General features: G+C 76.0%; 23 protein-coding genes. 9 read left to right on the top strand and 14 right to left on the bottom strand.

Annotated features, from left to right (window positions below; translation table 11 throughout):
- Positions 1-16: 16 nt before the first annotated feature.
- On the bottom strand, positions 17-841 hold the full coding sequence (locus ACIQI7_RS37730; RefSeq protein ID WP_401119053.1) for an ABC transporter ATP-binding protein: 825 nt from the start codon (positions 839-841) through the stop codon (positions 17-19).
- Between the two features lie 212 nt (positions 842-1,053).
- On the opposite strand from ACIQI7_RS37730, the gene ACIQI7_RS37725 reads away from it, so the two are divergent.
- Positions 1,054-3,150, top strand: a complete 2,097-nt coding sequence (locus ACIQI7_RS37725; protein ID WP_401119051.1) for an amino acid adenylation domain-containing protein — start codon at positions 1,054-1,056, stop codon at positions 3,148-3,150.
- Positions 3,151-3,157: 7 nt separating this feature from the next.
- On the opposite strand, the gene ACIQI7_RS37720 is transcribed toward ACIQI7_RS37725, so the two are convergent.
- Positions 3,158-4,486: a hypothetical protein gene (locus ACIQI7_RS37720; RefSeq protein WP_401119048.1), complete on the bottom strand. Its 1,329-nt coding sequence runs from the start codon at positions 4,484-4,486 to the stop codon at positions 3,158-3,160.
- Between the two features lie 88 nt (positions 4,487-4,574).
- Positions 4,575-4,976, bottom strand: coding sequence for a GNAT family N-acetyltransferase (locus ACIQI7_RS37715; protein WP_401119046.1), 402 nt, complete (start codon positions 4,974-4,976; stop codon positions 4,575-4,577).
- Positions 4,977-5,132: 156 nt separating this feature from the next.
- On the opposite strand from ACIQI7_RS37715, the gene ACIQI7_RS37710 reads away from it, so the two are divergent.
- Positions 5,133-6,728, top strand: coding sequence for a M4 family metallopeptidase (locus ACIQI7_RS37710; RefSeq protein ID WP_401119043.1), 1,596 nt, complete (start codon positions 5,133-5,135; stop codon positions 6,726-6,728).
- 104 nt (positions 6,729-6,832) lie between these two features.
- On the opposite strand, the gene ACIQI7_RS37705 is transcribed toward ACIQI7_RS37710, so the two are convergent.
- The gene (locus tag ACIQI7_RS37705) at positions 6,833-7,210 is read right to left on the bottom strand and encodes a hypothetical protein (RefSeq protein ID WP_401119041.1); all 378 of its coding nucleotides are present in this window, start codon (positions 7,208-7,210) and stop codon (positions 6,833-6,835) included.
- 559 nt (positions 7,211-7,769) lie between these two features.
- Positions 7,770-8,756, bottom strand: coding sequence for an ArsR family transcriptional regulator (locus ACIQI7_RS37700; protein ID WP_401119038.1), 987 nt, complete (start codon positions 8,754-8,756; stop codon positions 7,770-7,772).
- Between the two features lie 84 nt (positions 8,757-8,840).
- Between ACIQI7_RS37700 and ACIQI7_RS37695 the strand changes: the two genes are divergently transcribed.
- From ACIQI7_RS37695 to ACIQI7_RS37680, 4 genes are all read left to right on the top strand, one after another.
- Positions 8,841-9,791 carry an oxidoreductase gene (locus ACIQI7_RS37695; protein ID WP_401119036.1) on the top strand — a complete coding sequence of 317 codons (951 nt, stop codon included), beginning with the start codon at positions 8,841-8,843 and terminating at the stop codon, positions 9,789-9,791.
- A 125-nt stretch (positions 9,792-9,916) separates the two neighbouring features.
- Positions 9,917-10,546, top strand: coding sequence for a histidine phosphatase family protein (locus ACIQI7_RS37690; RefSeq protein ID WP_401119033.1), 630 nt, complete (start codon positions 9,917-9,919; stop codon positions 10,544-10,546).
- Positions 10,547-10,654: 108 nt separating this feature from the next.
- Entirely contained in the window at positions 10,655-11,230 is a 576-nt protein-coding gene (locus tag ACIQI7_RS37685; RefSeq protein WP_401119031.1) for a TetR/AcrR family transcriptional regulator, read from the top strand.
- 106 nt (positions 11,231-11,336) lie between these two features.
- Positions 11,337-12,392, top strand: coding sequence for an SDR family oxidoreductase (locus tag ACIQI7_RS37680; protein WP_401119028.1), 1,056 nt, complete (start codon positions 11,337-11,339; stop codon positions 12,390-12,392).
- A gap of 54 nt (positions 12,393-12,446) precedes the next feature.
- Here the strand turns inward: ACIQI7_RS37680 and ACIQI7_RS37675 are convergent, their stop codons facing one another.
- From ACIQI7_RS37675 to ACIQI7_RS37655, 5 genes are all read right to left on the bottom strand, one after another.
- Positions 12,447-13,109, bottom strand: a complete 663-nt coding sequence (locus tag ACIQI7_RS37675; protein WP_401119026.1) for a DUF4937 domain-containing protein — start codon at positions 13,107-13,109, stop codon at positions 12,447-12,449.
- A 353-nt stretch (positions 13,110-13,462) separates the two neighbouring features.
- The gene (locus ACIQI7_RS37670; protein WP_401119024.1) at positions 13,463-13,777 is read right to left on the bottom strand and encodes a hypothetical protein; all 315 of its coding nucleotides are present in this window, start codon (positions 13,775-13,777) and stop codon (positions 13,463-13,465) included.
- Positions 13,774-14,088: a hypothetical protein gene (locus ACIQI7_RS37665; RefSeq protein WP_401119022.1), complete on the bottom strand. Its 315-nt coding sequence runs from the start codon at positions 14,086-14,088 to the stop codon at positions 13,774-13,776. Before ACIQI7_RS37665 ends, ACIQI7_RS37670 begins: the two co-directional genes overlap by 4 nt.
- Positions 14,085-14,591, bottom strand: coding sequence for a hypothetical protein (locus tag ACIQI7_RS37660; RefSeq protein ID WP_401119020.1), 507 nt, complete (start codon positions 14,589-14,591; stop codon positions 14,085-14,087). Before ACIQI7_RS37660 ends, ACIQI7_RS37665 begins: the two co-directional genes overlap by 4 nt.
- 133 nt (positions 14,592-14,724) lie before the next feature.
- A complete protein-coding gene (locus tag ACIQI7_RS37655) occupies positions 14,725-14,955 on the bottom strand; it encodes a hypothetical protein (RefSeq protein WP_401119018.1) in 231 nt (76 codons plus the stop codon).
- 268 nt (positions 14,956-15,223) lie between these two features.
- On the opposite strand from ACIQI7_RS37655, the gene ACIQI7_RS37650 reads away from it, so the two are divergent.
- Complete coding sequence (locus ACIQI7_RS37650; protein ID WP_401119015.1) at positions 15,224-15,697, top strand: hypothetical protein; 474 nt, start codon at positions 15,224-15,226, stop codon at positions 15,695-15,697.
- A gap of 19 nt (positions 15,698-15,716) precedes the next feature.
- Here the strand turns inward: ACIQI7_RS37650 and ACIQI7_RS37645 are convergent, their stop codons facing one another.
- The 3 genes from ACIQI7_RS37645 to ACIQI7_RS37635 all read right to left on the bottom strand — a co-directional run bounded on the left by ACIQI7_RS37645 (position 15,717) and on the right by ACIQI7_RS37635 (position 20,590).
- Positions 15,717-17,978 (bottom strand): acyltransferase family protein, encoded by a 2,262-nt coding sequence (locus ACIQI7_RS37645; RefSeq protein ID WP_401119012.1) that lies wholly within the window; start codon positions 17,976-17,978, stop codon positions 15,717-15,719.
- Positions 17,979-18,113: 135 nt separating this feature from the next.
- A complete protein-coding gene (locus ACIQI7_RS37640) occupies positions 18,114-19,853 on the bottom strand; it encodes a glycosyltransferase family 2 protein (RefSeq protein ID WP_401119010.1) in 1,740 nt (579 codons plus the stop codon).
- 167 nt (positions 19,854-20,020) lie between these two features.
- Positions 20,021-20,590: a GNAT family N-acetyltransferase gene (locus tag ACIQI7_RS37635; RefSeq protein WP_401119007.1), complete on the bottom strand. Its 570-nt coding sequence runs from the start codon at positions 20,588-20,590 to the stop codon at positions 20,021-20,023.
- Between the two features lie 225 nt (positions 20,591-20,815).
- Between ACIQI7_RS37635 and ACIQI7_RS37630 the strand changes: the two genes are divergently transcribed.
- Together ACIQI7_RS37630 and ACIQI7_RS37625 are read left to right on the top strand one after the other, a co-directional pair.
- Positions 20,816-22,072, top strand: a complete 1,257-nt coding sequence (locus tag ACIQI7_RS37630; protein WP_401119073.1) for an SLC13 family permease — start codon at positions 20,816-20,818, stop codon at positions 22,070-22,072.
- A 4-nt stretch (positions 22,073-22,076) separates the two neighbouring features.
- Positions 22,077-22,568 (top strand): universal stress protein, encoded by a 492-nt coding sequence (locus ACIQI7_RS37625; RefSeq protein ID WP_401119004.1) that lies wholly within the window; start codon positions 22,077-22,079, stop codon positions 22,566-22,568.
- A gap of 211 nt (positions 22,569-22,779) precedes the next feature.
- On the opposite strand, the gene aspA is transcribed toward ACIQI7_RS37625, so the two are convergent.
- Positions 22,780-24,216: an aspartate ammonia-lyase gene (gene aspA / locus ACIQI7_RS37620; protein WP_401119001.1), complete on the bottom strand. Its 1,437-nt coding sequence runs from the start codon at positions 24,214-24,216 to the stop codon at positions 22,780-22,782.
- Between the last annotated feature and the right edge of the window lie 13 nt (positions 24,217-24,229).

Here is a 24,229-nt window from a genome sequence, read left to right as displayed (position 1 = left end):
CCCACCCCCGGAACCGTTACCTTCCCGGTGTACGGCGGGCGGCCGCCCGGGCCGTCCAGCGGCCCTCCTGCCGGCTGATCCGGATCGGGTGGCCGAAGGTCTCGCTGATCAGCTCCGTGGTCATCACCTCCGCCACCGGCCCGGCCGCGACGCACTCGCCGCCGCGCAGCAGCAGGGCGTGGGTGGTGCTCTCCGGCAGCTCCTCCAGGTGGTGGGTGACCAGCACGCTGGCCAGTTCCGGGTGCTGGTGGCGCAGCAGGTCCAGGCTGTCCAGCAGCAGTTCGCGGGCGGTCAGGTCGAGGCCGGTGGCGGGCTCGTCGAGCAGCAGCAGCCGGGGGCTGGGCATCAGCGCGCGGGCGATCAGGGCCCGGCCGCGCTCGCCCTGGGACAGCGTGGTCCAGGCGGCTTCGGCCATCGCGCGCATGCCGAGGGTGTCGATCAGCAGCTCGGCCCGCTCCAGGGCCTCCAGGGCCGGCTTGCGGTGGAACTCCGGCTCGATGGTGTTGGTGTGCCCGGTGAGCACCACCTCGCGCACCGTCAGCGGCGAGCGCAGCGGGTGGCGCGGGTTGACGTGCCCGAGGTGGGCGCGCAGTTCCCGGACGTCCACCCGGCCGAGCCGGCGGCCGAGCACGTCCACCTCGCCCCGGGTCGGGTGGGAGACCGCGCCGAGCAGCGCGAGCAGGGTGGACTTGCCCGCGCCGTTGGGGCCGAGCAGCGCCCAGTGCTCGCCGGGCCGGATCTCCAGGGTGATCCCGCGCAGCAGGTGGCGGCCGTCGCGCACGACGTCGACGTCCCGGGTCCGCAGCAGCGGCCCGGCGGCGTCGGGGGCGGATGAGTGCATGGGGCTCCGATCGCGGCGTCGGACGGGGTGTGCGGGCGGGGCGCCGCACGCAGGGCGGGGCGGGCGGGCCGGCGCCGCCCGTCCGCGTGCAGAGTACAACCGTCGCCCGGGGGCGGGCCCGGGCGTCCGAGGGGTGGACGCGCCAGAACCCTGTTGCCCGGCGGGAGTTGGTAGGAGGATCGTGCCTCCGAGGGGAACAGGGGGAGACGACGATGACCGAGGAGCGGGCCGACACCCTGCACGCACTGGTCGAACTGCGGGCCCGCCGGGCGCCGGAGGCGGTGGCCGTGCGCTGCGGCGAGCGGGAGCTGAGTTACCGGGAACTGGACGAGCGGGCCGGGCGGCTGGCCGCCGTGCTGACGGAGCGGGGCCTGGCCCCGGGCGGCCGCGCGGTGGTCGCCCTGGGCCGGGGCACCGAGGTGTACGTGGCGCTGCTGGCCGTGCTGAAGGCGGGCGCGGCGTTCGTACCGCTGGAGCCGACCGCGCCGGACGCGCTGCTGCGGCACGTGCTGGCGGACGCCGCGCCGGACGTGGTGGTGACCGAGAAGCGCCACCGCGGCCGGCTGGCGGACGCCGGCGGGGCACGGCTGGTCTGCGTCGACGCGGCCGCCCCCGCGACGGCCCCGTTCGAGCCGCCCGAGACCTCCTCCGCGGACCTCGCCTGCGTCCTCTACACCTCCGGCTCCACCGGCCTGCCCCTCGGCGCGCTGATCGAGCACCGCAACCTGCTGGCCGCGTACGAGGGCTGGCGCGAGGTGTACGGGCTCACCGCCGAGGACCGGATCCTGCAGACCGCGAGCCTGGAGTTCGACGTCTTCACCGCCGACTGGGTCCGCGCCCTCGGCACCGGCGCCACCCTGGTCGTCACCCCGTTCAACCTCGCCCTGGACCGTGCCGCCGACCTCGGCGCGCTGCCCGCCCTGGTCGCCGCCGAGCGGATCACCGTCCTGGAGCTGAACGTCCGCACCGCGCGCCGGCTGACCGCGCTGCTGGCGCGGACCGGCGACGGGCTGCCCGGGGTGCGGCTGCTCACCGTCGGCGCCGAGAAGTGGTACCTGGACGAGCAGTCGGGCCTGCAGCGGCTGCTCGGCGAGCGGACCAGGGTGCTGAACGTCTACGGCCTGGCCGAGGCCACCGTGGACAGCACCTGGTTCGACGCCCGGGGCACGGCCGCCGCCGACGGCGCCGAGCGGGTCTCGCTGGTCGGCCGGCCCTTCCCCGGCACCCGGGTGTACGTGCTGGGGCCGGAGGGCACGCCGCTGCCGCGCGGACGGTTCGGCGAGATCGCGATCGGCGGCGCCGGCCTGGCCCGCGGCTACCTGAACCGGCCCGCGGACACCGCCCGCGGCTTCGTCCGGGCGGACTTCGACCCGGACGGGCGGGTGCTGCTGACTGGCGACGTCGGGCGGCTGCGGGACGACGGCGTCCTGGAGTTCACCGCCCGGGCGGCGACGGTGGTCGGGCCGCTCGGCCCCCGGCCGGTCGGCACGGTGCTCCCGCTGGTCCGGGCGGCGGCGCGGGCCGAGGGCGTGCTGCGCGGCCACCCGGGGGTCCGGGAGGCGGCCGTCGTCCAGGTGGAGCCCCGACCGGGCAAGCGGCAGCTGGTCGGCTACGCGGTGACCGAGCCGGGCTGGGACGGGACGGACGGCTGGTCGCTCTCCCAGTACCTGGGGAGGCGGCTCCAGGGCCGGTCGGTGCCCGCCGCCGTCGTCCCGGTGCCCGAACTGCCGCGCACCCGGGCGGGCAAGCTGGACCGCGCGGCGCTGCCGCTGCCCGCCCCGCCGGGACACACCGCCCCGCGTCCGGGCGGGTCTGCGGGGGCGAAGGGCGGTCAGCGCCGTAGCGGCGGCAAGGCCGGGGGCGCGGGCGGCGGGGCGGACGAGTCCCTGGGCTGCGCGGCGGCCCTGCTGGTGGCGATCGGGGCGCTGTTCGCCTGGCTGACCACCGACGTGTTCTTCCCCGGCGCGACCGATCTCGGCGGCGTGCCGCCCGGCTACCGGGCCGGCTTCCGGCTGCTCTACCTGTGCGAGAACCTGGCCTTCGGCGCCGGGGTGGCCTTCCTGGTGCTCGGCTTCCCGGCGGTGCTGCGCCAGGGCCGGTCGTTCGGGCTGTCGCTGCTCGCCCACCTCTCCGTGGGCTGGCTGCTGGTCTCCTGGTGGCCGCAGGACAACCTCTACCGGCTCACAGCGGCGACGGACTGGCCGCGCCAGACGGCCATGGTGTTCGCCTTCAACGTCCCGTTGATGCTGGCGGCGGTCGTCCTGGTGGTCTTCCTGTTGCGCAAGACCCGTACGCGCAAAGGCAGGTGACGGTCGGTCAGCGGAGTGCCTCGAAGATCCCGGCCAGCGCGTGGTGGGCCGCCGCGACCAGGGCCTCGGCGGCGTCCAGCGCCTCGGTGTCCGGACCGGCGAGGGCCAGGCCGACGGTGGGCTCGGGCTCGCGGCCGGCGGTCGGGATCAGCGGGAGCAGGGTGACCCCGAGCCGGGCGCAGCGCGGCCGCAGCCGTTCCAGGTGGTCGTGCAGCGCGCCCTGGCCGAGCCGGGCGCCGAGCGGCATCGCGTCCAGGGTGCGCACCAGGTGGCCCGGGCCGCGCACCCGGTCCAGACGGGCGCGCAGCATCAGGGCGACGGCCGGGCCGGTGAGCCGCAGGTTGATCTCGGTGGGGGCGAGCCGGCGCTCCCGGTCGGTGACGAAGTCGACGTCGTACCAGCCGCGGTAGCCCTCGGCGGCCAGCCGCTCCCCCACCGCCAGGGTGAACCGGCGGGCGGTGGCGGCGGCGCCCCGCGGCACCGCCCCGGGGCCGACGGTGACGCCCCGGTAGCGGGTACCGGCCACGTCCATGGCGCCGGCGCCGACCGGGTGGACGGTGCCGTCCGGGCCGACCAGGGCGTCGTAGGTGAGGTCGCGCAGCCGGGCGGCCGGGCCCGGGTCCACGTACTCCTCCAGCAGCAGCAGGCCGTCGGACGGCAGGTCTCCGGTCCGGACCAGCCGCCGCAGCAGGGCCCCGCCGCCGCCCGCGGCGAACAGGTCGGCGGGCTCCACCACGACCGTGCCGTGGCCGCCGACGCCGTACGGGCTCTTCAGCACCGTGGTCAGCCCGCGCACGGCGCGGGCGGTCAGCCGGCGGGCGGTCCGGCGCCGGCCGTCCGGGCGCTCCTGGTGCGGCAGGCGGATGCCGGGGTGTTCGGGGGCGAGGGCGGCGAACAGGTCGTGGGAGGCGGCCTTGGACTCGAAGCGGCGGACGGCGGCGAGCTCGGGCCCCTCGCCCTGCGCGGCCGTCCGGCCCCAACCCACCACCGGGCGGTCGGAGTCGGCGATCCGCGCCGCCAGCGCCGGGCGGTCGGCGAGGGCCTCGGCCAGCGTCCGGTCCGGGGCCACGCCGGCGTGCACCTCGACCGGGCCCCAGGCCAACTCCCGGGCCAGCCAGTCGGTCCACTCCGGGGCGACCTCGGCGGGCAGCACCAGCACGGCCGGTTCGGGGCTGTAGCCGACGGCCAGGCAGGCGTAGTGGTGGGCCTGCCGCAGCCGTCTCAGGCGCCGCGCCCGGTCCGTGCCGGGGGCGAGGAACTGGGCGTCGAAGTCCGCCACGTCGCCCACGTGGACCGCCGCCCGGCCGCCGGTCCAGGCCCCCACCCATCCGTCCATGGGGCGGAAGCCTAGGGGGTGGGCCACGCCGCCGACAGGCCCCGGTCCGGTCGGCGGCGGGCCCGGTCCGGTCGGTGGGTGGTGCGGGTCAGAGCGCCAACAGCCCCGCGTCGGTGGGCCGCAGGCCGCAGGCGTCGAGGTAGAAGGGCCGCAGGTGCGGCTCGAAGTCGACGTGCAGCCAGGCGCAGCCGGCCGCGCGGGCGCCCTCGGCGGCCTCGGCGACCAGCCGGGTGGCGACGCCCTGCCGCCGGGCGTCCGCGGCGACCACGGTGTCGAGCAGGAAGGCGTGGACGCCGCCGTCCCAGGCGAGGTTGACGAAGCCGACCAGGGCGCCGTCGGCGGGGCGGCGGGCGGTGACCCAGCCGAGGCTGTACCGCTCCAACCGGGCGGTCCGGCCGTCGGGTTCCACGGGCCCGCCGAAGCCGTCGGCGTGCAGGGCGCCGAGTTCGGGGTCGGTGAGCGGTCCGCGCCACTGGTAGTCGATCGTCACGACGGCACTGTAGACCGCTTGTTAATTCCTGGTCACTTTTGACCATCGAAGGACACAACTTGGCAAAGTTATGACCTTTCCTCTAGCTGCATCTGACTGACCGCCGTCAATCTCTGACCAGCTCCTTTCCCTGCAGCTACCCCCACTGGAGTCAGAGTGATCCCCACGTCCTCCTCCCGCCGTGCCCGCGTGGCCGCGGCCGTCGCGGTCGTCGCCGCCCTCGCCGGCGCCACCGTCCCGGCCGCCACGGCCTCCGCCGCCACCGGCCCGCGCGAGGCCGCGATATCCCAGGCCCGCGCCAACGTGGCCCACAACGCCGCGGTGTTCGGCTTCGGCACCGGTCAGGACCTCGTGCTCAAGGACGTCGTGCTGGACGCCGACGGCGCCTCGCACGTGCGCTTCGACCGCACCTACCAGGGCCTGCCGGTGGTCGGCGGCGACCTGGTCGTCCACCAGGACGCCAAGGGCCGGCTCAAGGACTCCTCCCGCGCGGCCGCCCACGACGCCGCCGTGAAGTCGACCGTCCCCAAGGTGACCGCGCAGTCCGGCGCGGCCGGCGCGCTGGCCGCCGCCCCCGGCGTCAAGGACGCCGTCAGCACCCCCGAACTGGTCGTCTGGGCCGCCGACGGCACGCCCCGTCTCGCCTGGCGCACCACCGTCGAGGGCACCGGCGAGCACGGCCAGCCGGCCGGCAAGGTGGTCGTCACCGACGCCACCACCGGCGAGCAGATCGAGTCCTACGACGCCGAGCACCAGGCGACCGGCACCGGGAACTCCGAGTACACCGGCAAGATCACCATCGACACCACCGCCAAGACCGGCGGCGGCTACACCCTCACCGACCCGGTCCGCGGCCACGTCACCAAGGACGCCAACAACCTCTCCGCGAGCTCGCTCAAGGCCACCTCCGGCACCCCGTTCAGCAGCACCACCAACGTCTGGGGCGACGGGAGGAAGTTCTCCACCGACCGCTCCACCGCCGCCGTCGACGCCCACGCCAACACCGCCTGGACGTACGACTACTACAAGAACGTCCACGGCCGCAACGGCATCAAGAACGACGGCAAGGGCGCCACCGTCTTCGTCCACGTCGGCACCAACTGGGACAACGCCCAGTGGTCCGACACCTGCTTCTGCATGATGACCGGCGACGGCGACGGCACCACCGACCCGGAGCAGGTGGACCTGGACACCATGGGCCACGAGATGACCCACGGCGTCACCAGCGCCACCGCCAACCTGCGCTACAGCGGCGAGTCCGGCGGCCTCAACGAGGCCACCAGCGACATCTTCGGCACCATGGTCGAGTGGTACGCCGACAACAGCATCGACACCGGCGACTACCTGTTCAGCGACCAGTCCACCCCGCCCTGGCTGCGCCGCTTCGACAAGCCCTCGCTGGACGGCCGCTCGGCGGACTGCTGGAGCAGCTCGGTCGGCAAGCTGGACGTCCACAACTCCTCGGGCGTCGGCAACCACTGGTTCTACCTCGCCAGCGAGGGCAGCGGCAGCAAGACGATCAACGGGGTCACCTACAACAGCCCGACCTGCAACGGCTCCACGGTGGCCGGCGTCGGCCACGACAAGATCGCCAAGATCTGGTACCGCGCGCTGACCGTCTACATGACCTCCACCACCACCTACAAGGGCGCCCGCACCGCCTCGCTGAACGCCGCCCGCGACCTGTACGGCGCCGGCAGCGCCGAGTACAACGCGGTGGCGGCCGCCTGGAGCGGCGTCAACGTCAGCTGACGCCCGTCCGGATCGACCTCGCACCCACCGACAGCGGCCCGGCCCGGCGGACACCCCGCCGGGCCGGGCCGTCCGGCTGCTCCCGCACGGCGGTCGCCGGCCGGCTACGGCAGCTCCGGGGGCCGCAGGCCGTAGCCCGCGTCGGTCCGCACGATCCAGGAGGGTTCGCCGAGCTTCGTCCTGAGCACCGTCATCGGGTACCGCAGCTCGTGGGGGTGGGGCGCGGCGTCGAAGACCTTCCACATGATCGTGTGGGGCTCGTGCACGCCCTCACCCAGCTCGACCAGGCCGCGCAGCAGCTTGACCTCGGCGCGGGTGAGCCGCACCTCGCGGCCGTCCACGGTGACCAGCCGGGTGTCCAGGTCGATGACGAGGCGCCCGTCGAAGGTGGTCAGCGAACCCTGCGGCTCCGGCAGCACGCCGAAGTGCTTCCGGACCCACTCCTCCGCGGCCCGGTCGTCCGCCGCGTGCTCCTCCGCCACGCCGGGCAGCCTAACCGGCGGCGCCCGGCGCGGACCAGGCCGCGGTCCAACCGGCCTGCCCGGCGGGGCGGTTGGTGACGATCCCGGCCGTGCCCACCGTCGCGAGGGCCGGCCGTCCGTTCGGACCTTGCACGCCGCCCCGAGCGGCGTGCGGGTCCCGGACCACTCCGAGGCCGGTGGAGGCGCTCGGCCGAGGGGCGGTAGGCCGCCCGGCCGAGTGCGCGGGCGGTGGTGACGGGATCGGCGTCCAGGGTGGCGCGGCGGAGTAGGCGCCGCGGTACGCGTACACGGTCGGCGGCGCACCGGCCGGGCGCGGCCGGGCGACGGAGGCGGGGCGGCCTGTCGTCCGGGCGCCCCGGCGAGTGCGACGGCGCCGAGGGCGATCCGGGCAGCGCGGGGACGCAGGGCGGTCCGGCGGCCTCCTCGACACCGGAGGCACCCGGGGCGCCGGGGCGCCGACGGGTTGTCAGGACCCGCACGCCACGGGTGTCCGGCGGCTCCGGCCCCGGGGGACGCCGGCGCGTCGGGCAAGGGGCACCCGATCCCCCTCCGGTCATCCTCACCCGAACGGCGCCAGCAGCGCCTCTGCCGAGGCCGTCCTGGCGTAGAGCACCCAGCGCCCCGCGCGGTGGGCGCTCACCAGGTGCGCGTCGCGCAGCGCCGTCAGGTACTGGGAGACGGCCGAGGGCGAGAGTCCGGTGCGCCGGGCGAGTTCGGTGGTCGACGCCGGGTCGGCGAGCTCCGCCAGCAGCAGGGCGCGGGAGCGGCCGAGCACCGCGGCGAGCGCCTCCGCGCCCGGGGTCCGGGCCGTCTCCCACAGGCCGCCGGTCCCGCGTGCCGGGTAGGCGACCTGCGGCGGGTCCGCCGGGGTGAGCCGGGTGAACAGGCCCGGGCCGGTGAAGGCCGACGGGATCAGCAGCAGGCCCGCTCCGGCCTTCCGGCCGGGCAGCGGGCGGGCCCGGTGGAGCAGCCGGAGGGTGTCCTCCGACCAGCACAGCTCCGCGTGCAGGTCGTTCAGCACCCGCGCGGCGCCGTACTCGGCGGCCTGCCGGGCCCGGCGCAGCACCTCGGCGTCCAGGACGGCGCGGATCCGCGCCCAGTACGGTGCCAGCGCCAGTTCCCAGTACGTCCCGATCGCCCCGGTCAGCCGGGGCAGTCCCGCCCGTGGATCGGCGTGCAGGGCCCGCAGCCGGGGCCCGAGCCGGCCCTGTTCCTCCGCCAGCCGGTCGAGGTCGCGCCGGACCCGCTCGGCCGGGGTGGCCCGGATCGCGGCGAGCTCCTCGGCGAGGGTCGGCGCGGGCCCGGGCGGGGCGGGGTTGATGAAGTCGGGCACGTAGCCGGTGGGCGGGACGAGTTCCGCGAGCAGCCCGTACGCCGGGCCGAGCGCGGCGAGCCGGGGCCGCACCTGCTCGGCCCACGGCCGGTGGACGGCGTGCGGGAGGCCCGAACGCAGCAGGCGCAGGCTCGGACCGACCTCCCACATCGGCGAGACCGCGAACCGCATCCGGGCCAGGTCGCCCGCCGTGAACAGCAGCTCGGTCGGCAATGCTCCCCCTGATCGGCCGCCGGTGGATTCGCACATTCCCGAATCACTGGCGGTCAGGCTAGGGCATTGGCGATCATGATCGGCATGACTTCCGACAGCGCCTCGATCACCGCCGGCTCGATCACCACCCCCGCGACCACCGCGACCACCGCCGCCGCCTCCGGCACCTGGCAGCTCGGCGACCGCACCGTCCACCGGATCGGCTTCGGCACGATGCGACTGCCGCAGACCGGCCCGGCGCTCGTCCCGCACGCCGTCCCGCGCGACCGCGACCAGGCGCTGCGGGTGCTGCGCCGCGCGGTCGAACTGGGTGTCAACCACATCGACACCGCCGCCTTCTACTTCTCCCCGCTGCGCTCCGCCAACGAGCTGATCAACCGGGCGCTCGCGCCGTACGCCGACGACCTGGTGATCGCCACCAAGGTCGGCCCCGGGCGCGGCCCCGACGGCGAGTGGGTCGAGCACGCCCGCACCCCCGAGCGGCTGCGCGCCCAGGTCGAGCAGAACCTGCGCCAGCTCGGCCGCGACCACCTCGACCTGGTGAACCTGCGTGTCCTGGGCACCGACTCGGTCGCCGAACGCTTCGGCGCGCTGGCCGAGTTGCGCGAGGCCGGGCTGATCCGGCAGCTGGGCCTGTCCAACGTCCACCCGCACCAGCTCGCCGAGGCGCGGACCATCGCGCCGGTGGTCTGCGTGCAGAACCCGTACGGCATCGGCGCCTCGGCCGAGCAGGACGAGCTGCTGCGGATCTGCGGGGAGCAGGGCATCGCCTTCGTCCCCTTCTACGCGATCGCCGGGGCCGGACGGGAGGGCGGCGCCGGCGAGGCCGAGGCCGCCCAGGTCCGGACGGTCGCCGGGGCGCGCGGGGTGAGCACCGCCCAGGTGCGGCTGGCCTGGACGCTGCAGCGCGGCCCGCACGTGCTGGCCATCCCGGGCACCGGCGACGTGGCGCACCTGGAGGACAACATCGCCGCCGGGGCGCTGCGGCTGTCGGCGGAGGAGCTGGCGCTGCTGGACGAGGCCCACCGGGGCTGACCCCGGCCCGGCCCGCCGGGGCCCATCCCGGCGCGGCCGCCGGGGCTGGCCGGGAACCGGGCGCGGGCCGCGGCACGTCACTCCGGCACGACATGATCTCCGTCCACCGTGAGGAGTCCCGGAGCATGACCGACCGCGCCACCCGCTACCTCTACCTGGCCCGCCACGGCGAGGCCGCGTCCGAAGGCGACGGCAGCGGGCTCACCGCCGCCGGCCGCCGCCAGGCGGCCCTGCTGGGCCGGCGGCTGGCCGGCCGCCCGTTCTCGGCGCTGCATCACGGCCCGCTGCCCCGGGCGGCCGAGACCGCGCGGCTGGTCGCGGAGCAGCTGGGCGGCGTGCGGCCGGAGCCGTGCGAGGAGGCCGGCGACTTCGTTCCGTACGTGCCCGCGCGGGACGAACTGCCCGACGACAGCGCCGAGTTCCTGCTGACCTATCTCGCCGGCACCACGGCGCAGGAGCGGGCGAGCGGGGCCGCGCTGGCACGGCGGGCCGTCGAGCGGTTCACCGGGCCGGTCCCGGGCGGCGAGGAGCGGCACGAACTGGTGGTCACCCACGCCTTCCTGGTGGGGTGGCTGGTCCGGCACGCGCTGGACGCCCCGGCCTGGCGCTGGCTCGGCGTCAACGCCGCCAACGCGGCGCTGACCGTCCTGCGTTACACGCCCGGCCGGCCGCCGGCCGTACTGCTGCTGAACGACCAGGGCCACCTGCCGGAGGAGCTGCACTGGACCGGCTACCCGCCCCGATTCCGCTTCTGATAGGGCGCCGAGGACCGACCGAAGGACCGCCGGGAGCCCGCCGGGGCGCACTGGGGGTCCACGGAGGCCCGTCGACAGGAATATGCAGACCGGTCTACTATCGGCCGCATGGGAGTCAAGGGCGAGGAGACCCGGGCCCGGCTGATCGCCGGCACCAGGGAACTGATCGAGGCGCAGGGCTACTTCGGGACGGGCCTCAACCGGATCGTGGCCGCCACCGGCGCCCCGCGCGGTTCGCTCTACTTCCACTTCCCCGGCGGCAAGGACCAGTTGGTGGCCGCCGCGCTCACCCAGGCCGGCCAGGAGGTCGAGGCGCTGCTCACCGCGCTGGCCGGGGACGGCGCCGACACCGCCGCCCTCGCCGAGCGGCTGATCGAGGCCTTCGCCGAACGCCTGGAGCACTCCGGCTACACCAGCGGCTGCCCCATCGCCACCGTCGCCCTGGAGGTGGCCGGCACCAACGAGACCCTGCGGACGGTCTGCGCCGAGCTGTACGGGGGCTGGCAGCGGGTCCTGGCCGGGCGGCTGGAGGCCGAGGGCTTCGGCCCGGACCAGGCCGAGGCCGCCGCCGGACAGGTGCTCGCCCTGCTGGAGGGCGCCGTCCTGCTCGCCTCCGTCCGGCGCAGCCGCGAACCGCTGGACCACGCCCGGCATGCCGTCCGGCACCTGCTCGGCCGCGGGTAGGACGGGTGGGCGGCGGGTAGGCGCCGCACGGGCCGAGCGCTCCGCGCCGCCTCCTGCTCAAAAAATATGCAGACCGGTCTACTGATTCCCAACCCTGGAGTTCGCCGTGCCCCCCACCGCACCGCCCCGCACCCTCGTCCTCGGCGCCACCGGCTTCCTCGGCCGCTGGCTCCTCCTCGAACTCCTCACCCGCGGCGAGCCGGTCGCCGCAGCCGTCCGCGGCCCGGGCAGCGCCGACGCCCTGCGCCGCTGGCTGCACGACCACGGCGCGGACGGCGGCGCGCCGACCACCGTCACCGCCGACCTCACCCGCCCCGGCCTCGGCCTCTCCCCCGAGGACGACGCCCGGCTCGGCGAGGTCCGCGACGTCCACAACCTCGCCGCCCGCTACGCCTTCGGCCTCACCCGCGCCCAGGCCGAACCCGCCAACGTCCACGGCGCCCTGCACGCCCTGCACTGGTCCGCCACCCGCCCCGGGCTGCGCCGCCTGGTCCACCTCTCCGGCTACCGCGTCGGCCGCGACCCGCGGCCGCAGCACCCCCTCGACCCGGCCGCCACTGCCGCGCTCTACACCCGCCTCGGCGCGTACGAGGCCTCCAAGCACCTCGGCGACGCCGCCGTCCGGGTCACCGCACCCCGCCTCGGCGTCCCGCTCACCACCGTCAACCCGAGCAGCGTCATCGGCCACTCGCGGACCGGCGAGGCCGGCCAGTACCTGGGCCTCGCCCAACTCGTCCGGCAGCTCCACCGCGGCCGCCTCCCCCTGCTGCCCGGCACCCGGCGCACCTTCGTCCCCGTCGTCACGGTCGACCACCTGGCCCGCTTCCTGGCCGCCGTCCCCGAGCACGACCGCGGCCCGCTCGCGGCCCACACCGTCCTCGACCCGGCCACCCCCCACCTCCCCGAGCTGATCACCCTGCTCGCCCGCCACCTCGGCGTCCGCCCGCCCCGAGCCCTGGTCCCCGTCCGCCTCGTCCGCCGCCTCCCCCGCGCCCTCACCGGCGCCGACCCGGAGACCCTCACCTTCCTCTCCGAGGACCGCTACGACACCGCCTCCGCCGACCGCCTCGCCACCACCGCCGGCCTCACCCGTCCACCGCTCACCCCGGCCCTGACTGCCTGGGCCGACCGCCTGGTGGCGGAGGACTTCGGCGCGTCGTGACGCCGCGTGGGAAGTCGGCCCCGCCGACTACCCACCCGCCGCCCCACGCCCTCGTCAGGTTCGCCCGCCCCGCTCGGCGGGTCGGGGACCGGGCAGGACACGCCAGGCCGCCTCAAGGGGCACGGCGTGGCCGGTCATCGACCGGACGTCGTTTTCCGGTGCGGCGCGAGAGCGCAGCGCCGGCAGGTGCCGGGCGGCGTAGTGCTGGTGGGCGGTGGAGCCGGACCACAGGGTCGTGACCAGGTAGCGGTCCGGCTCCAGGCGGGTGACGACTCCGGCGAGCATGCCGCCGGCCGCCGCCATGCCCGGAGCCCACACCGTGCGCTGGACGTCGAGGAAGTGCTCCTGGCGTCCGGGCAGCAGCCGGCAGTCGGCGACCCGCAGGAGAGCGGCGCGCCGAAGTGCGGCGGCCGGACCGGCCGTCTCACCCGGCATCTCCAGGACGGTCCCGCCGGTGGCGGTCTCGATCGCCGAGTAGCCGGCGCTCGGCCCGCTCTCGGCGACCACCGCGTCGTGCCGCTCCCGCATGAAGCCGCCGTAGGCCTCCGCGTCGGTCCACAGTCCCAGCAGACGGGCATGGCCGGTAGCCGGATCCCAGCCGCCGACCTGCCCGACCAGGCCCGGCTGGTCACTGATCCTCGACCAGTGGAGCTGCGCCGCGAAGAACTGCCCCCGCGCGGCCACCGGTACCTCGCAACTGATCCATTTGGCCCACATGAGCAGCCTGCCTCCCGGGTACGGACACGACGAACCGACGCGAGGAATCATCGGTCGCGACCCCCGCCCGGCGTCAATCGGCCCGAGGACGAAGCAAGCCCGGGACCAGCGGAGTAGGACCTGAGGCGCAGCCGGTGGCTCCCCTGACGGAGCCGGGCCGACCGACGTACGCCCGGGCCGTCGTCGGCGCCGCCGCTGCCGTCCGGGTCGGCGCTGGGAGCGCGACCTCGTCACCGCCCCGCGGGGTGGCGGCCGCCTCCGACGCCCACCCTGTCGAACTCGCCCGGAACACCGCGGAATTCAGGCGGGGGCTGCTCCGCCCTCGCCGGGCCCCCGGCCGCCGGCAGGCGGGTTCACTCCGCCTCGCGGACGACCACCGCGTCGTCGGCCGCGGCCGCGCCGGCGAAGAAGTCCCGCAGCTCGCGCAGGTCGTGGACGACGAGGGCCGCCCAGGTCTCGGACCAGGGCGTCGGGTAGCCGAGGTGCGCGGCCGTGCGGGCCAGCACGCTGTTCTGCTGGCGGACGAGTTCGCCGAGCGCCGAGCCGCGCAGGAAGGCGGCGGCCACCGCGACCTGCTCGGGGCGCAGCACCGGCATGGCGCCGTCCGGCGGCGCCCCGTCCGGCCGGTGGCGGCCGCCGTAGACGGGCAGCCGGGCGGCCGGGTTCACTCCGCCTTGCGGACGACCACCGCGTCGTCGGCCGCGGCCGCGCCGGCGAAGAAGTCCCGCAGCTCGCGCAGGTCGTGGACGACGAGGGCCGCCCAGGTCTCGGACCAGGGCGTCGGGTAGCCGAGGTGCGCGGCCGTGCGGGCCAGCACGGTGTTCTGCTGGCGGACGAGTTCGCCGAGCGCCGAGCCGCGCGGGAAGGCGGCGGCCACCGCGACCTGCTCGGGGCGCAGCACCGGCATGGCGCCGTCCGGCGGCGCCCCGTCCGGCCGGTGGCCGCCGCCGTAGACGGGCAGCCGGGCGGCCGGGTTCACTCCGCCTTGCGGACGACCACCGCGTCGCCGGCCGCGGCCGCGCCGGCGAAGAAGTCCCGCAGCTCGCGCAGGTCGTGGACGACGAGTGCCGCCCAGGTCTCGGACCAGGGCGTCGGGTAGCCGAGGTGCGCGGCCGTGCGGGCCAGCACGGTGTTCTGCTGGCGGACGAGTTCGCCGAGCGCCGAGCCGCGCAGGAAGGCGGCGGCCGCCGCGACCTGCTCGGGGCGCAGCACCGGCATGGCGCCGTCCGGCGGCGCCCCGTCCGGCCGGTGGCCGCCGCCGTAGACGGGCAGCCGGGCGGCCGGGTCGGGATGGAGGCCGTTCTCGGTGAGTGCGAGTTCCATCAGGACGGCGGTGCGCCGCACGCCGAGGGCGAGCCCGGCCGAGGCCAGCCGGTCGTACCGGACGTCGCGGTCGCGGGGCACGAGTTCACCGAGCTCCTCCGGCGAGCAGGCGTCCACGGCCCGGCCGGGCAGGCGGCGCCAGAAGTGATCCGCACTCACCCGCTCAGCGTAGCCGGGTCACGGGGTCGGCCTTCCCGCCCCCGGCGGGTTCCGGCCGCGCCGACGCGGCCCGGGCCCCGCTCCGTACCCGGGGTCCAGGGCCAGCGCCGGTACCCGGGTTCCAGGAGCCGGTTCAGGCCTCGCCGGGGTGCCAGGCGGGCCATTCCCACGGGCGGTCCGCCCAGTGGACCCGCTGCGGGTCGCGCGGGTCGAGGTCGGGGAAGAGCTGGTGGACGCGCGGCTCGAACTCCTCCGGTGCGAGCGGCTCCCAGCCGTGGCCCTCGAAGTGGACGAGGCGGTAGCGGCTGTCGGTCCGGAACTCGGCCACCTCGACCAGGGCCTCGGACGTGCTGTTGGTCTCCATGCCCCCAGCATGTGGCGCGGTGGCAATCAACGCCCGTCCAGACCCCTCTTCCGGGTCATGTCCCGGCGTCGGCGCGCTCGTTGAGCACGGAAAGGTTCGAGGGGGGCCGCTGGAAGGGACGAGCACTATGACTGGGCAGCCCACCGGAGGGCCGTGGCAGTGGCCGCAGGACGCTTGGCAGCCGCCGCCGGTCCCGACGAATCCGCTACCGCCGTGGTCCACCGCCCCGCCGCCGAGGCGGCTGTCACGCAAGGCCTGGACGGCCGCGATGGTCGGGACGGGCGCCGTGCTGGCGTCCGTCCTGGTGATGTGCGGGCCGGGGAAGGGCGACGAGGTCAGCGTGGCGGCGATGCCGGACGCATCGCCGTCCGCCTCGGAGTCGGCGGCGCAGCCGCTGCCGGTCTCGCCGTCGCCGGCCACCCCCGCGCCGTCCCCGCTGCCGCCGCCCACCCCGGGCCCGGCGGTCCCGGTGGGCGGCCCGGTCACGGTGCCGGCCGCCTCCAGCGCCGGGGCCGGCACGACGCCCGACGCCCAGCGCGCCTCGGCGAGCGCGCATCCCAAGCCGGCGCACAGTCCGCACTCCGCGGCTCCGGCCCGTGGCCCGTCGGGCGCGCCCGCCCCGGCGAGTGCCGGGGCGGGCTCGGGCGGCGGCCGGAGCACCATCTGCGACCAGGCGGAGCGGGCGGGCCACTGGCCGCCCGGGTCGGACCAGGCCCGGATCTGCCACAGCCTCTACGGCTGAGCCGACGGCGAACCGGCGGTCACGGACGCGGTGACGCGGACCCGGCGGGAGCGGTCGAACCGGCTGACCCGGCCGACCCGGCGGGAGCGGCCGTGGCAGCCGGACCGGCCGCCGCCCCCAGCAGGCCCTTGTCCAGCCGGGGCGCCAGCACCCGCGCCAGGGTGTCGGTGATGTGCCCGGTGTCCCGGTACAGCACGACGCCCTCCAGCACGGCCGGGCAGGATGGCCCGGTGCCGGGGCAGAGCAGCGGTCCGAGGTCGAGGGTCCGGACCCCGTACCGGGCGGCGAGCCCGCCGTCCAGTACGGGGTCCGGCTCGAAGGCGGTGTCGCGCGGGAAGAAGCAGGCGTCCGAGCGCCCGTCGGAGGCGGCCAGGCAGGTCGGGATGTCCTTGCCGGGCATCGGGGTGTCGCCGAGGTAGGCGAGCGGGGCGCCGAGCGCGGTGAGCCGGTCCAGGGTGCGGGTCCACCCCTCGGCGCGCTCCTCCTGGCTGCCGTACCGGTTGAGCCCGGCCATCAGGACCAGCCGCGGCGTGGGCCCGGAGGTCAGCCGGGTGAGGGTGTTCTCGCGCCAGCGGTCGCACTCCTCGAAGGTGCGGCCGAGCACGTTGTTGCGCACGGTGAGGGTGGCCAGCGGGCAGCCGGGCTTGACCAGGACCTCCAGGGCCCAGCGCCGCTGCTCGGCCAGGGCGAGGGCGGCGGAGATCCACTGCCCGGCGTGCGAGTCGCCGATCAGCACGATCCGGTCGGGGCTGTCCTCGGCGCCGAAGAGGCAGCGCGGGCTGCTGTCGGCGTTGAGCGGGATCTCGCAGCCCTTGCCGGGCGGGAAGTCCTCCCGGGCCCGGGCCAGCGAGGGCGTCAGGGCGAGCACCCGGGTGCCGGGGGCGAGCAGGCCCGGGCCGTCGGCGGCTCCGGCGGGGGCCGCCGTGGGCCCGGCGGCGGGGTCGCCGAGGGCCCGCACGGTGCCGCCGCCGAGGGTGAGTGCGGCGATCAGCGGGATGACCAGGGCGCTGGCGCCGACCGCGAGCCCGCGCCGGGGCGCCGGGCTGCTGCCGTACCGCAGCGGCTGCTCGACCAGCCGCAGGGTGAGCCAGGCGGGCAGCGCGCTGGCGGCGGTGAGCGCGAGCAGGGTGGTCCAGGGCAGCGCGCCGAACCGGGCCTGGGCGATGGTCAGCACCGGCCAGTGCCAGAGGTACCAGGCGTAGGAGAGCCGTCCGGCGGCGCGCAGCGGGCGGGCGGCGAGCAGTCGGCCGGCGTCGGCGGCACCGGGGGTGCCGTGCCCGGCGAGCAGGACGGCGGCGGTGCCGAGGACGGGCAGCAGCGCGGCGGTGCCGGGGAAGGCGGTGGTGCGGTCGTACAGGACGACCGGCGCGAGGACGGCCCCCAGGCCCAGCCAGCCGACCACCCGCAGGGACCACACCGTCGGCCGCCGCTCGGCTCGGGAGGCCAGTGCGGGGACCGCCAGCGCCGCGCAGGCGCCGGCCGCGAACTCCCAGAGCCGGCTGCCGGTGGAGAAGTAGGCGAGCGGCGCGGAGGTGGCCGTCCAGCGCAGGCAGAGCGCCAGCGAGACGCCGCCGACGGCCACGGTGGCGAGAGTGATCGCCAGGGTGCGGCGGCGCCCGTGCAGGTAGCGGGCGAGGCCGAGCAGCAGGACGCCCCAGAGCAGGTAGAACTGGTTCTCCACGCCCAGCGACCAGAAGTGCTGCAGCGGGCTGGGATCGCGTTCGGCGGCCAGGTAGTCGGTCTGCTGGCCGACGAAGCGCCAGTTGGCGAACTGGCCGGCCGAGGCGATCAGGTCGCGGGCGAGGTCGGTGCCGCGCAGCGGGTCGAGCAGGGCGCCGCCGGCGACGGCGGTGGCGACCAGCACGGTGGCGGCGGCGGGCAGGATGCGCCGGGCGCGGCGGGCGGCGAAGTCCCGCAGGCCGAGCGGGCGGCCGACGAGCAGGCCGGTGATCAGGAAGCCGGAGACGACGAAGAAGACGTCGACGCCGACGAAGCCGCCGGTCAGGCCGGGGACGGCGGAGTGGAAGGCGAGGACGGAGAGCACGGCGACGCCGCGCAGCCCCTCGATGTCGGGGCGGAAGGCGGTGCGCCGGCGGGTCCGCCCGTTCTCGGCGACGGCGGCGCGCCGCGGCGCGGCGGCTTCGCGGTCCATCCGGACGACACCGGGCAGCAGGTCGGTGCGCGTCCCGGCGGAGCCGGTGGGTGTCCCGGAGGCAGAGGCAGCGGCGGAGGCAGCGGCGGAGGAATCGGCGGACGGCGGTGGTGGTACGGCCGTTGACACGGCGGTGCTCCTTGCAGGAGTGGCAGCGGTGGTCGGGCCCGCCGGGCCGATGGGGCGGCCGGGCGGTGTCCGCGCCGGTGGGGCGACGCGCAAGGAAACGCAACGATCGATCGGTGAAGCGGAACTGACGGCGGGTCAGAAGAGCAGCGGATCGGCCCAGCCGGAGGCCAGCAGTCCGCACAGCAGCAGGACGGCGGTGACGGCGACGGCCTCGGCCCGGCCGAACCCGAGGTCGGAGCGGCGCCGGGCGGGCGCGGCGACCTCTCCGACGGAGGCGCCCTTGCCGCCCCCGGCCCCGTTCAGCAGCGGCCACAGCTCCCGGATCAGCGGGACCATGGTGTACGCGGTGAGCGCGAGCAGCCCGGCGAGCGCCCAGTAGGGCTGCCAGCCGTACAGCAGCGCGGCCCGGACCAGTCCGGCGACGCCCGCGAGGACGACGAACCCCAGCCAGCCGACCCCGATCCGGGCGACGGTACGGGCGAGCGAACTGCCGCCGGACACGGCGCCGGTGGGCACCCAGTCGGCGGAGCGGCGGCGCAGCGCGTGCGCGATGGCGACCACGTGGCAGAGCCCGCCGAGGAGTTGGACCCGGGTGACCTCGAAGCGCCAGCGGGTGCGGGACATCGCGGGCAGCAGCACCAGGGCGACCCAGATCGGCGGCAGGAACGGCAGCACCTGCCAGGGCTGGATCTCCTCCGGCCGGAAGAACAGCATGATCAGGGCGGGCAGCGGCACGGCGAAGACGTTCACCGCGCTGGTGACGTAGCCGAGGATGCCGTTCCAGAAGCAGAGCCGGGCGGACCTGGGCAGTGGCCCCTTGCGGAAGTCCGGGTCGCGGACCAGGGCCAGGGAGCCGAGGCACCAGCGGTACTGCTGGCTGATGAAGGCGGGCAGTCCGGTGGGCGACATGCCCTTGGCGACCAGCGCGGGGACGTAGCGCGTGGCCCATCCGGCGCGGGCGAGGGCGAGGCCGGTGTAGAGGTCCTCGCTGTGGTCGATCTCGGCGAAGCCGCCGATCCGCTGCAGGGCGGCGCGGCGGTAGAGGGCGTTGGTGCCGCAGCAGACGGTGCCGTCCTGCGCGTCCCGGGAGGGCTGGATCCAGCGGTAGAAGATCTCCTGGGTGGCTCCCGCGGCGCGTTCGAGCCAGGACATGTCGGCGTCCGTGTCGAAGCACTGCGGGCTCTGCACGATGCCGACCCCGGGGTTGTCGAGGTAGGGCACCAGGTGGTGCAGGAAGTCGGGGCGGGGGCAGAAGTCGGCGTCCAGGACGGCGACGATCTCGCCGGTGCCCTCGGCCAGGCCGTGGTTGAGGTTGCCGGCCTTCTTGAACCGGCCCCGGTCGGGGCGGGCTCGGTACTGGAAGCCGTAGGACTCGGCGAGTCGGCGCACCTCGGGGCGGCCGGCGTCGTCGAGGACCAGGACGGTCAGCTCACCGGGCCACTGGACGGCCGCGGTGTGCCGGTAGGCGTTGTCCAGGACGGCCAGCGGTTCGCCGGCGGTCGGCAGCAGCAGGTCCACGCTCGGGGCGCGGGCGGGGCTCCAGGCGCGCAGCAGCAGGTCGTGCGAGTCGCGGGTGAAGCGCCGGGCGCGCTGGCCGTCGGTGAGCGAGAGCAGCCAGGTGGCCGCGTTGAGCACGGTGAGCACCAGGAACGGCCAGAGCAGCGGCTTGCTGAGGGCGAACAGGCCGAGCGTGGCGGTGGCTCCCGCGTAGGAGAGGGTGGCGCAGAGCAGCACCCAGCGGCGCTGCGGGCCGAAGTACCAGTAGAGCTCCTCGTCGTCGGGCGGGCTGGGCAGTCGGTGGTCGTCGGGGTCCGCGGGTGTCCGGCGCGGACCGGTGTCGGGTGCGGGCATGGCGGTGCCATGGAGAACGGGCATGCGGAAATGGCCCCCCTGGGCAGCGGACGGAACGTGGCCGTTCGCGCTCAGCTTCTCACATTGGCCTAGACCAATAATGAACGAGGTGTGACATCTCCGCATCGCCCCAGCTCAACGACTTGACAGGGCGTCACCTGCGGAAACCGGCCCGGTCGGGCGCCCACGGCTCACCCGGCCGCCTTCAACTCCTTGACCAGGTGGGCGAACCGGAGGTCCGGCCGCAGCGGTATGCCGAACCGCTCGTCGCCGTACGGGAACGGGCTGAACTCCCCGGTGCGCCGGAAGCCGCGCCGCTCGTACCAGGCGATCAGCTCGGCGCGCTGCTCGATCACCGTCATCTCCATCGCGCCGACGGCCCACTCCTCGGCCGCCACCCGCTCCGCCTCGGCCAGCACGGCCCGGCCGATCCCGCCGCCCTGCAGCCCGGGGCGCACCGAGAACATGCCGAAGTACGCCCGCTCGCCGCGCCGTTCCAGCTGGCAGCAGGCGAGCAGTTCGCCGTCCCGCTCGGCCAGCAGCACCAGGCCCTCGGGGTGGCCCACGGCCTCCGTGACGGCCTCCGAGTCGGTGCGCCGGCCGTCCAGCAGGTCCGCCTCGGTGGTCCACCCGGCCCGGCTGGCGTCGCCCCGGTAGGCCGACTCGACCAGCGCGACCAGCGCCGGGACGTCGGCGGACACGGCGGGCCGGAACACGGGCTCCCCGGCGGGCCCGGTGGATTCGGCGGCGGTCTCGGTCATGGCTGTCCTCTCCTCACCTGCGGAGGGCCGCCCGTGGTGGCCGGCCTGCGGGCATCGTGCCACAGCGCGCCGGGCGCACCCGGAACCGGCCCGGAGCGCCCCGGCGCTCCCCGGCCCCGCTCCCCGTGCCGCCCCTGGTCACGCCGTCGCAACCGGTACATTCCTACCGGCCCACCCGCGCGTTGACGGAGCAGGTGGGCACCGTCACCTGCGAGGAGCGAGACCCTGAGTACGTCATCCGCGGAAGCGCTGTCCATCGGGCTGCTGGTGCTGGTGCTGGTCTGCGCCGTGGTGCGGCCGTGGGGCTGGCCGGAGGCCGTGGTCGCCGTCCCGGCGGCCGGCTCGGTGGTGGCCGTCGGGGCGATCTCCTGGGACCACGCGGTGGCCGAGGCGCAGCGGCTCGGGCCGGTGATCGGGTTCCTGGCGGCCGTGCTGGTGCTGGCGCAGCTGTGCGACGACGAGGGCCTGTTCCGCGCCTGCGGGGCGTGGATGGCGCGGACGTCGGCCGGGAGCCCGCGGCGGCTGCTGGCGCAGGTGTTCGCGGTCGCCTCGGTGGTCACGGCGGTGCTCAGCCTGGACGCCACCGTGGTGCTGCTGACGCCGGTGGTGTTCGTCACCGCGGCCCGGCTCGGCGCCCGGCCCAAGCCGCACCTGTACGCCTGCACCCACCTGTCGAACACCGCGTCGCTGCTGCTGCCGGTCTCCAACCTCACCAATCTGCTGGCCTTCGCCGCCAGCGGGCTGAGCTTCACCCGGTTCGCCGCGCTGATGGCGCTGCCGTGGCTGGCGGCGATCGCCGTCGAGTACCTGGTGCTGCGCCGGTTCTTCGCCGCCGACCTGGACGCCGGCGCCCCGACCGCGGACGAGGTGACGGCGCCGGAGACGCCGCTGTTCGCGCTCGTCACCGTCGCCTGCACGCTCGCCGGATTCGTCCTCACCTCGGTCGTCGGCGTCGATCCGGCCTGGGCGGCGCTGGCCGGAGCGCTCGTGCTCGCCGTCCGGGCCCTGGTCCGGCGCCGCACCACCCCGGTGGCGATCGTGCGCTCGGCCGCCGTGCCGTTCCTGGCCTTCGTGCTGGCGCTCGGCATCGTGGTCCGGGCCGTCGTGGACAACGGGCTGGCCTCCGCGCTCGGGCACCTCGTCCCCCACGGCACCTCGCTGCCCGCCCTGCTCGGCGTCGCGGCGCTGGCGGCGGTGCTGGCGAACGTCATCAACAACCTGCCCGCCACCCTGGTGCTGCTGCCGCTGGCCGTCCCGTCCGGTGCGGGCGCGGTCCTGGCGGTGCTGCTCGGGGTGAACATCGGCCCCAACCTCACCTACGCCGGCTCCCTGGCCACCCTGCTGTGGCGGCGCATCGTCCGCGAGCACGACACCGACATCGGCCTGGGCGAGTTCACCCGGCTCGGACTGCTCGTCGTGCCCGCCGCCCTGGCGGCGGCCGTGGTGGCACTGTGGGCATCCCTACGAGTCCTCGGAGGCTGACACCGTGACCGTCGTCGTCTGGATCGCCGAAGGCACCTGGCCCGCCTGTGTCGACGCCGCCCGCGCGCACGCGCCGCAGGACGCCGAGATCGTCCTGCTGCACGTCAGCGGCCAGGAGGTGCCCGGCGTGGCGCACGGCGCCTTCGCCGGGCTGCTCGGCCGCGGCCACCGCGAACGGGACCCCGGCACCCGGGTGGAGACCCTGGCGGCGGCCTCCGCCCGCGAGCTGCTCGACGCCGCGGCCGAGCGCCTCGGCCGCCCCTGCGCCCACGTGGAACGCACCGGACGGGTCGAACGCGAGGTCGTCGCGGCCGTCGAGGGCGCGGAGCTGCTGGTGCTCGCCCGGGACGGCGACCGCACCCGGCTCGGCCCGCACAGCCTCGGCCCCGCGACCCGCTTCGTGGTCGACCACGCGCCCTGTCCCGTCCTGCTGGTCTGGCCGGCACCCGCACCCGGCGCCGACACCCTCCCGCCCCCGCCGCCCCACCACCGCTGACGCGACCGGCCGGCGTTCGGCGCCCGGATCCGGCCCGGGGCGGGCGGGGCCGCGGCACCGGCCGGACGGACGGACGGCGCGGCCGCGCGGGGCGGGTGGCCGCCGGTACGCGCCGCGCGGGGCGGTCCGGCCGGATCCGGACGGACGCGACGAGCCGCCGCACCGGGACCGGTGCGGCGGCTCGTCCTGCGCTCGCGAACGGCGCCCGCACTCAGGCCACCGGCACGCCGCCGCCTGCGACCACCTCGGGCGCACCGCTGCCCGCGAGCACCTCGGGCCGCAGCAGCGCCCTGAGCGTCTCGGCCGGGAGCAGGCCCTTCTCCAGGACGAGTTCGGCCACCCCCCGGCCGCTGGCCAGGGCCTCCTTGGCGATGTCGGTGGCGGCCGTGTACCCGATGTGCGGGTTGAGGGCGGTCACCAGGCCGATGGAGTTCTCGACGCTCGCGCGCAGCGCCTCGGTGTTGGCGGTGATGCCGACCACGCAGCGCTCGGCGAGGGTGAGGCAGGCCGCGCGCAGGTGGGTGACGGACTCCGAGAGCGAGTGCAGGATGATCGGTTCGAAGGCGTTGAGCTGGAGCTGGCCCGCCTCGGCGGCCATGGTGACGGCGACGTCGTTGCCGATCACCTCGAAGGCGACCTGGTTGACGACTTCCGGGATCACCGGGTTGACCTTGCCGGGCATGATGCTCGAACCGGCCTGCACCGGCGGCAGGTTGATCTCGCCCAGACCGGCCCGCGGCCCGGACGACAGCAGGCGCAGGTCGTTGCAGGTCTTGGAGAGCTTGACGGCGATGCGCTTGAGCACGCCGGACATCTGGACGAACGCGCCGCAGTCCTGGGTGGCTTCGACCAGGTTGGCCGCGGTGACGAGGGGCAGCCCGGTGATGGCCGCGAGGTGGCGCCGGGCGGCTTCGGCGTACCCGGCGGGGGCGTTGAGGCCGGTGCCGATCGCGGTCGCGCCGAGGTTGATCTCGTGGATCAGCCCGACCGCCTCGGCGAGCCGGCCGCGGTCCTCGTCGAGCATCACCGCGAAGGCGGAGAACTCCTGTCCGAGCGTCATCGGCACGGCGTCCTGCAACTGGGTGCGGCCCATCTTCAGCACGTCGCGGAACTCGACGGACTTGCGGGCGAACGCGTCCTGGAGGACGGCCATCGCGTCGAGCAGGCCGCGCACCGCGAAGACGGTCGCGATCCGGACCGCGGTCGGGTAGACGTCGTTGGTGGACTGACCGAGGTTGACGTCCTCGTTGGGGTGCAGGTGCCGGTACTCGCCCCTGGCGCGGCCCAGCAGTTCCAGCGCCCGGTTGGCGATGACCTCGTTGGCGTTCATGTTGGTCGAGGTGCCGGCGCCGCCCTGGATGACGTCCACGACGAACTGGTCGTGCAGCGACCCGCCGCGGATCTCGCGGCAGGCGGCGACGATCGCGGCGGCCTTGCGGGGCTCCAGCAGGCCGAGTTCCTCGTTGGCGAGGGCGGCGGCCTCCTTCACGGCGGCCAGGGCGTCGATCAGGTGCGGGTACGTGGAGATGGGCGTGCCCGTGATGGGGAAGTTCTCGGTGGCACGCAGGGTGTGGACGCCCCAGTAGGCGTCGGCGGGGACGTCGCGGTCTCCGAGCAGGTCGTGCTCGCTCCGGGTGGCTTCGGTCATGGTGTGCGGGCCC

Origin of the sequence: Kitasatospora sp. NPDC092039, assembly GCF_044756065.1 — a bacterium.
GTDB lineage: Bacteria > Actinomycetota > Actinomycetes > Streptomycetales > Streptomycetaceae > Kitasatospora.
Note: the sequence above shows the minus strand (reverse complement) of the source record. Positions and strands in the feature narration are given on the sequence as shown.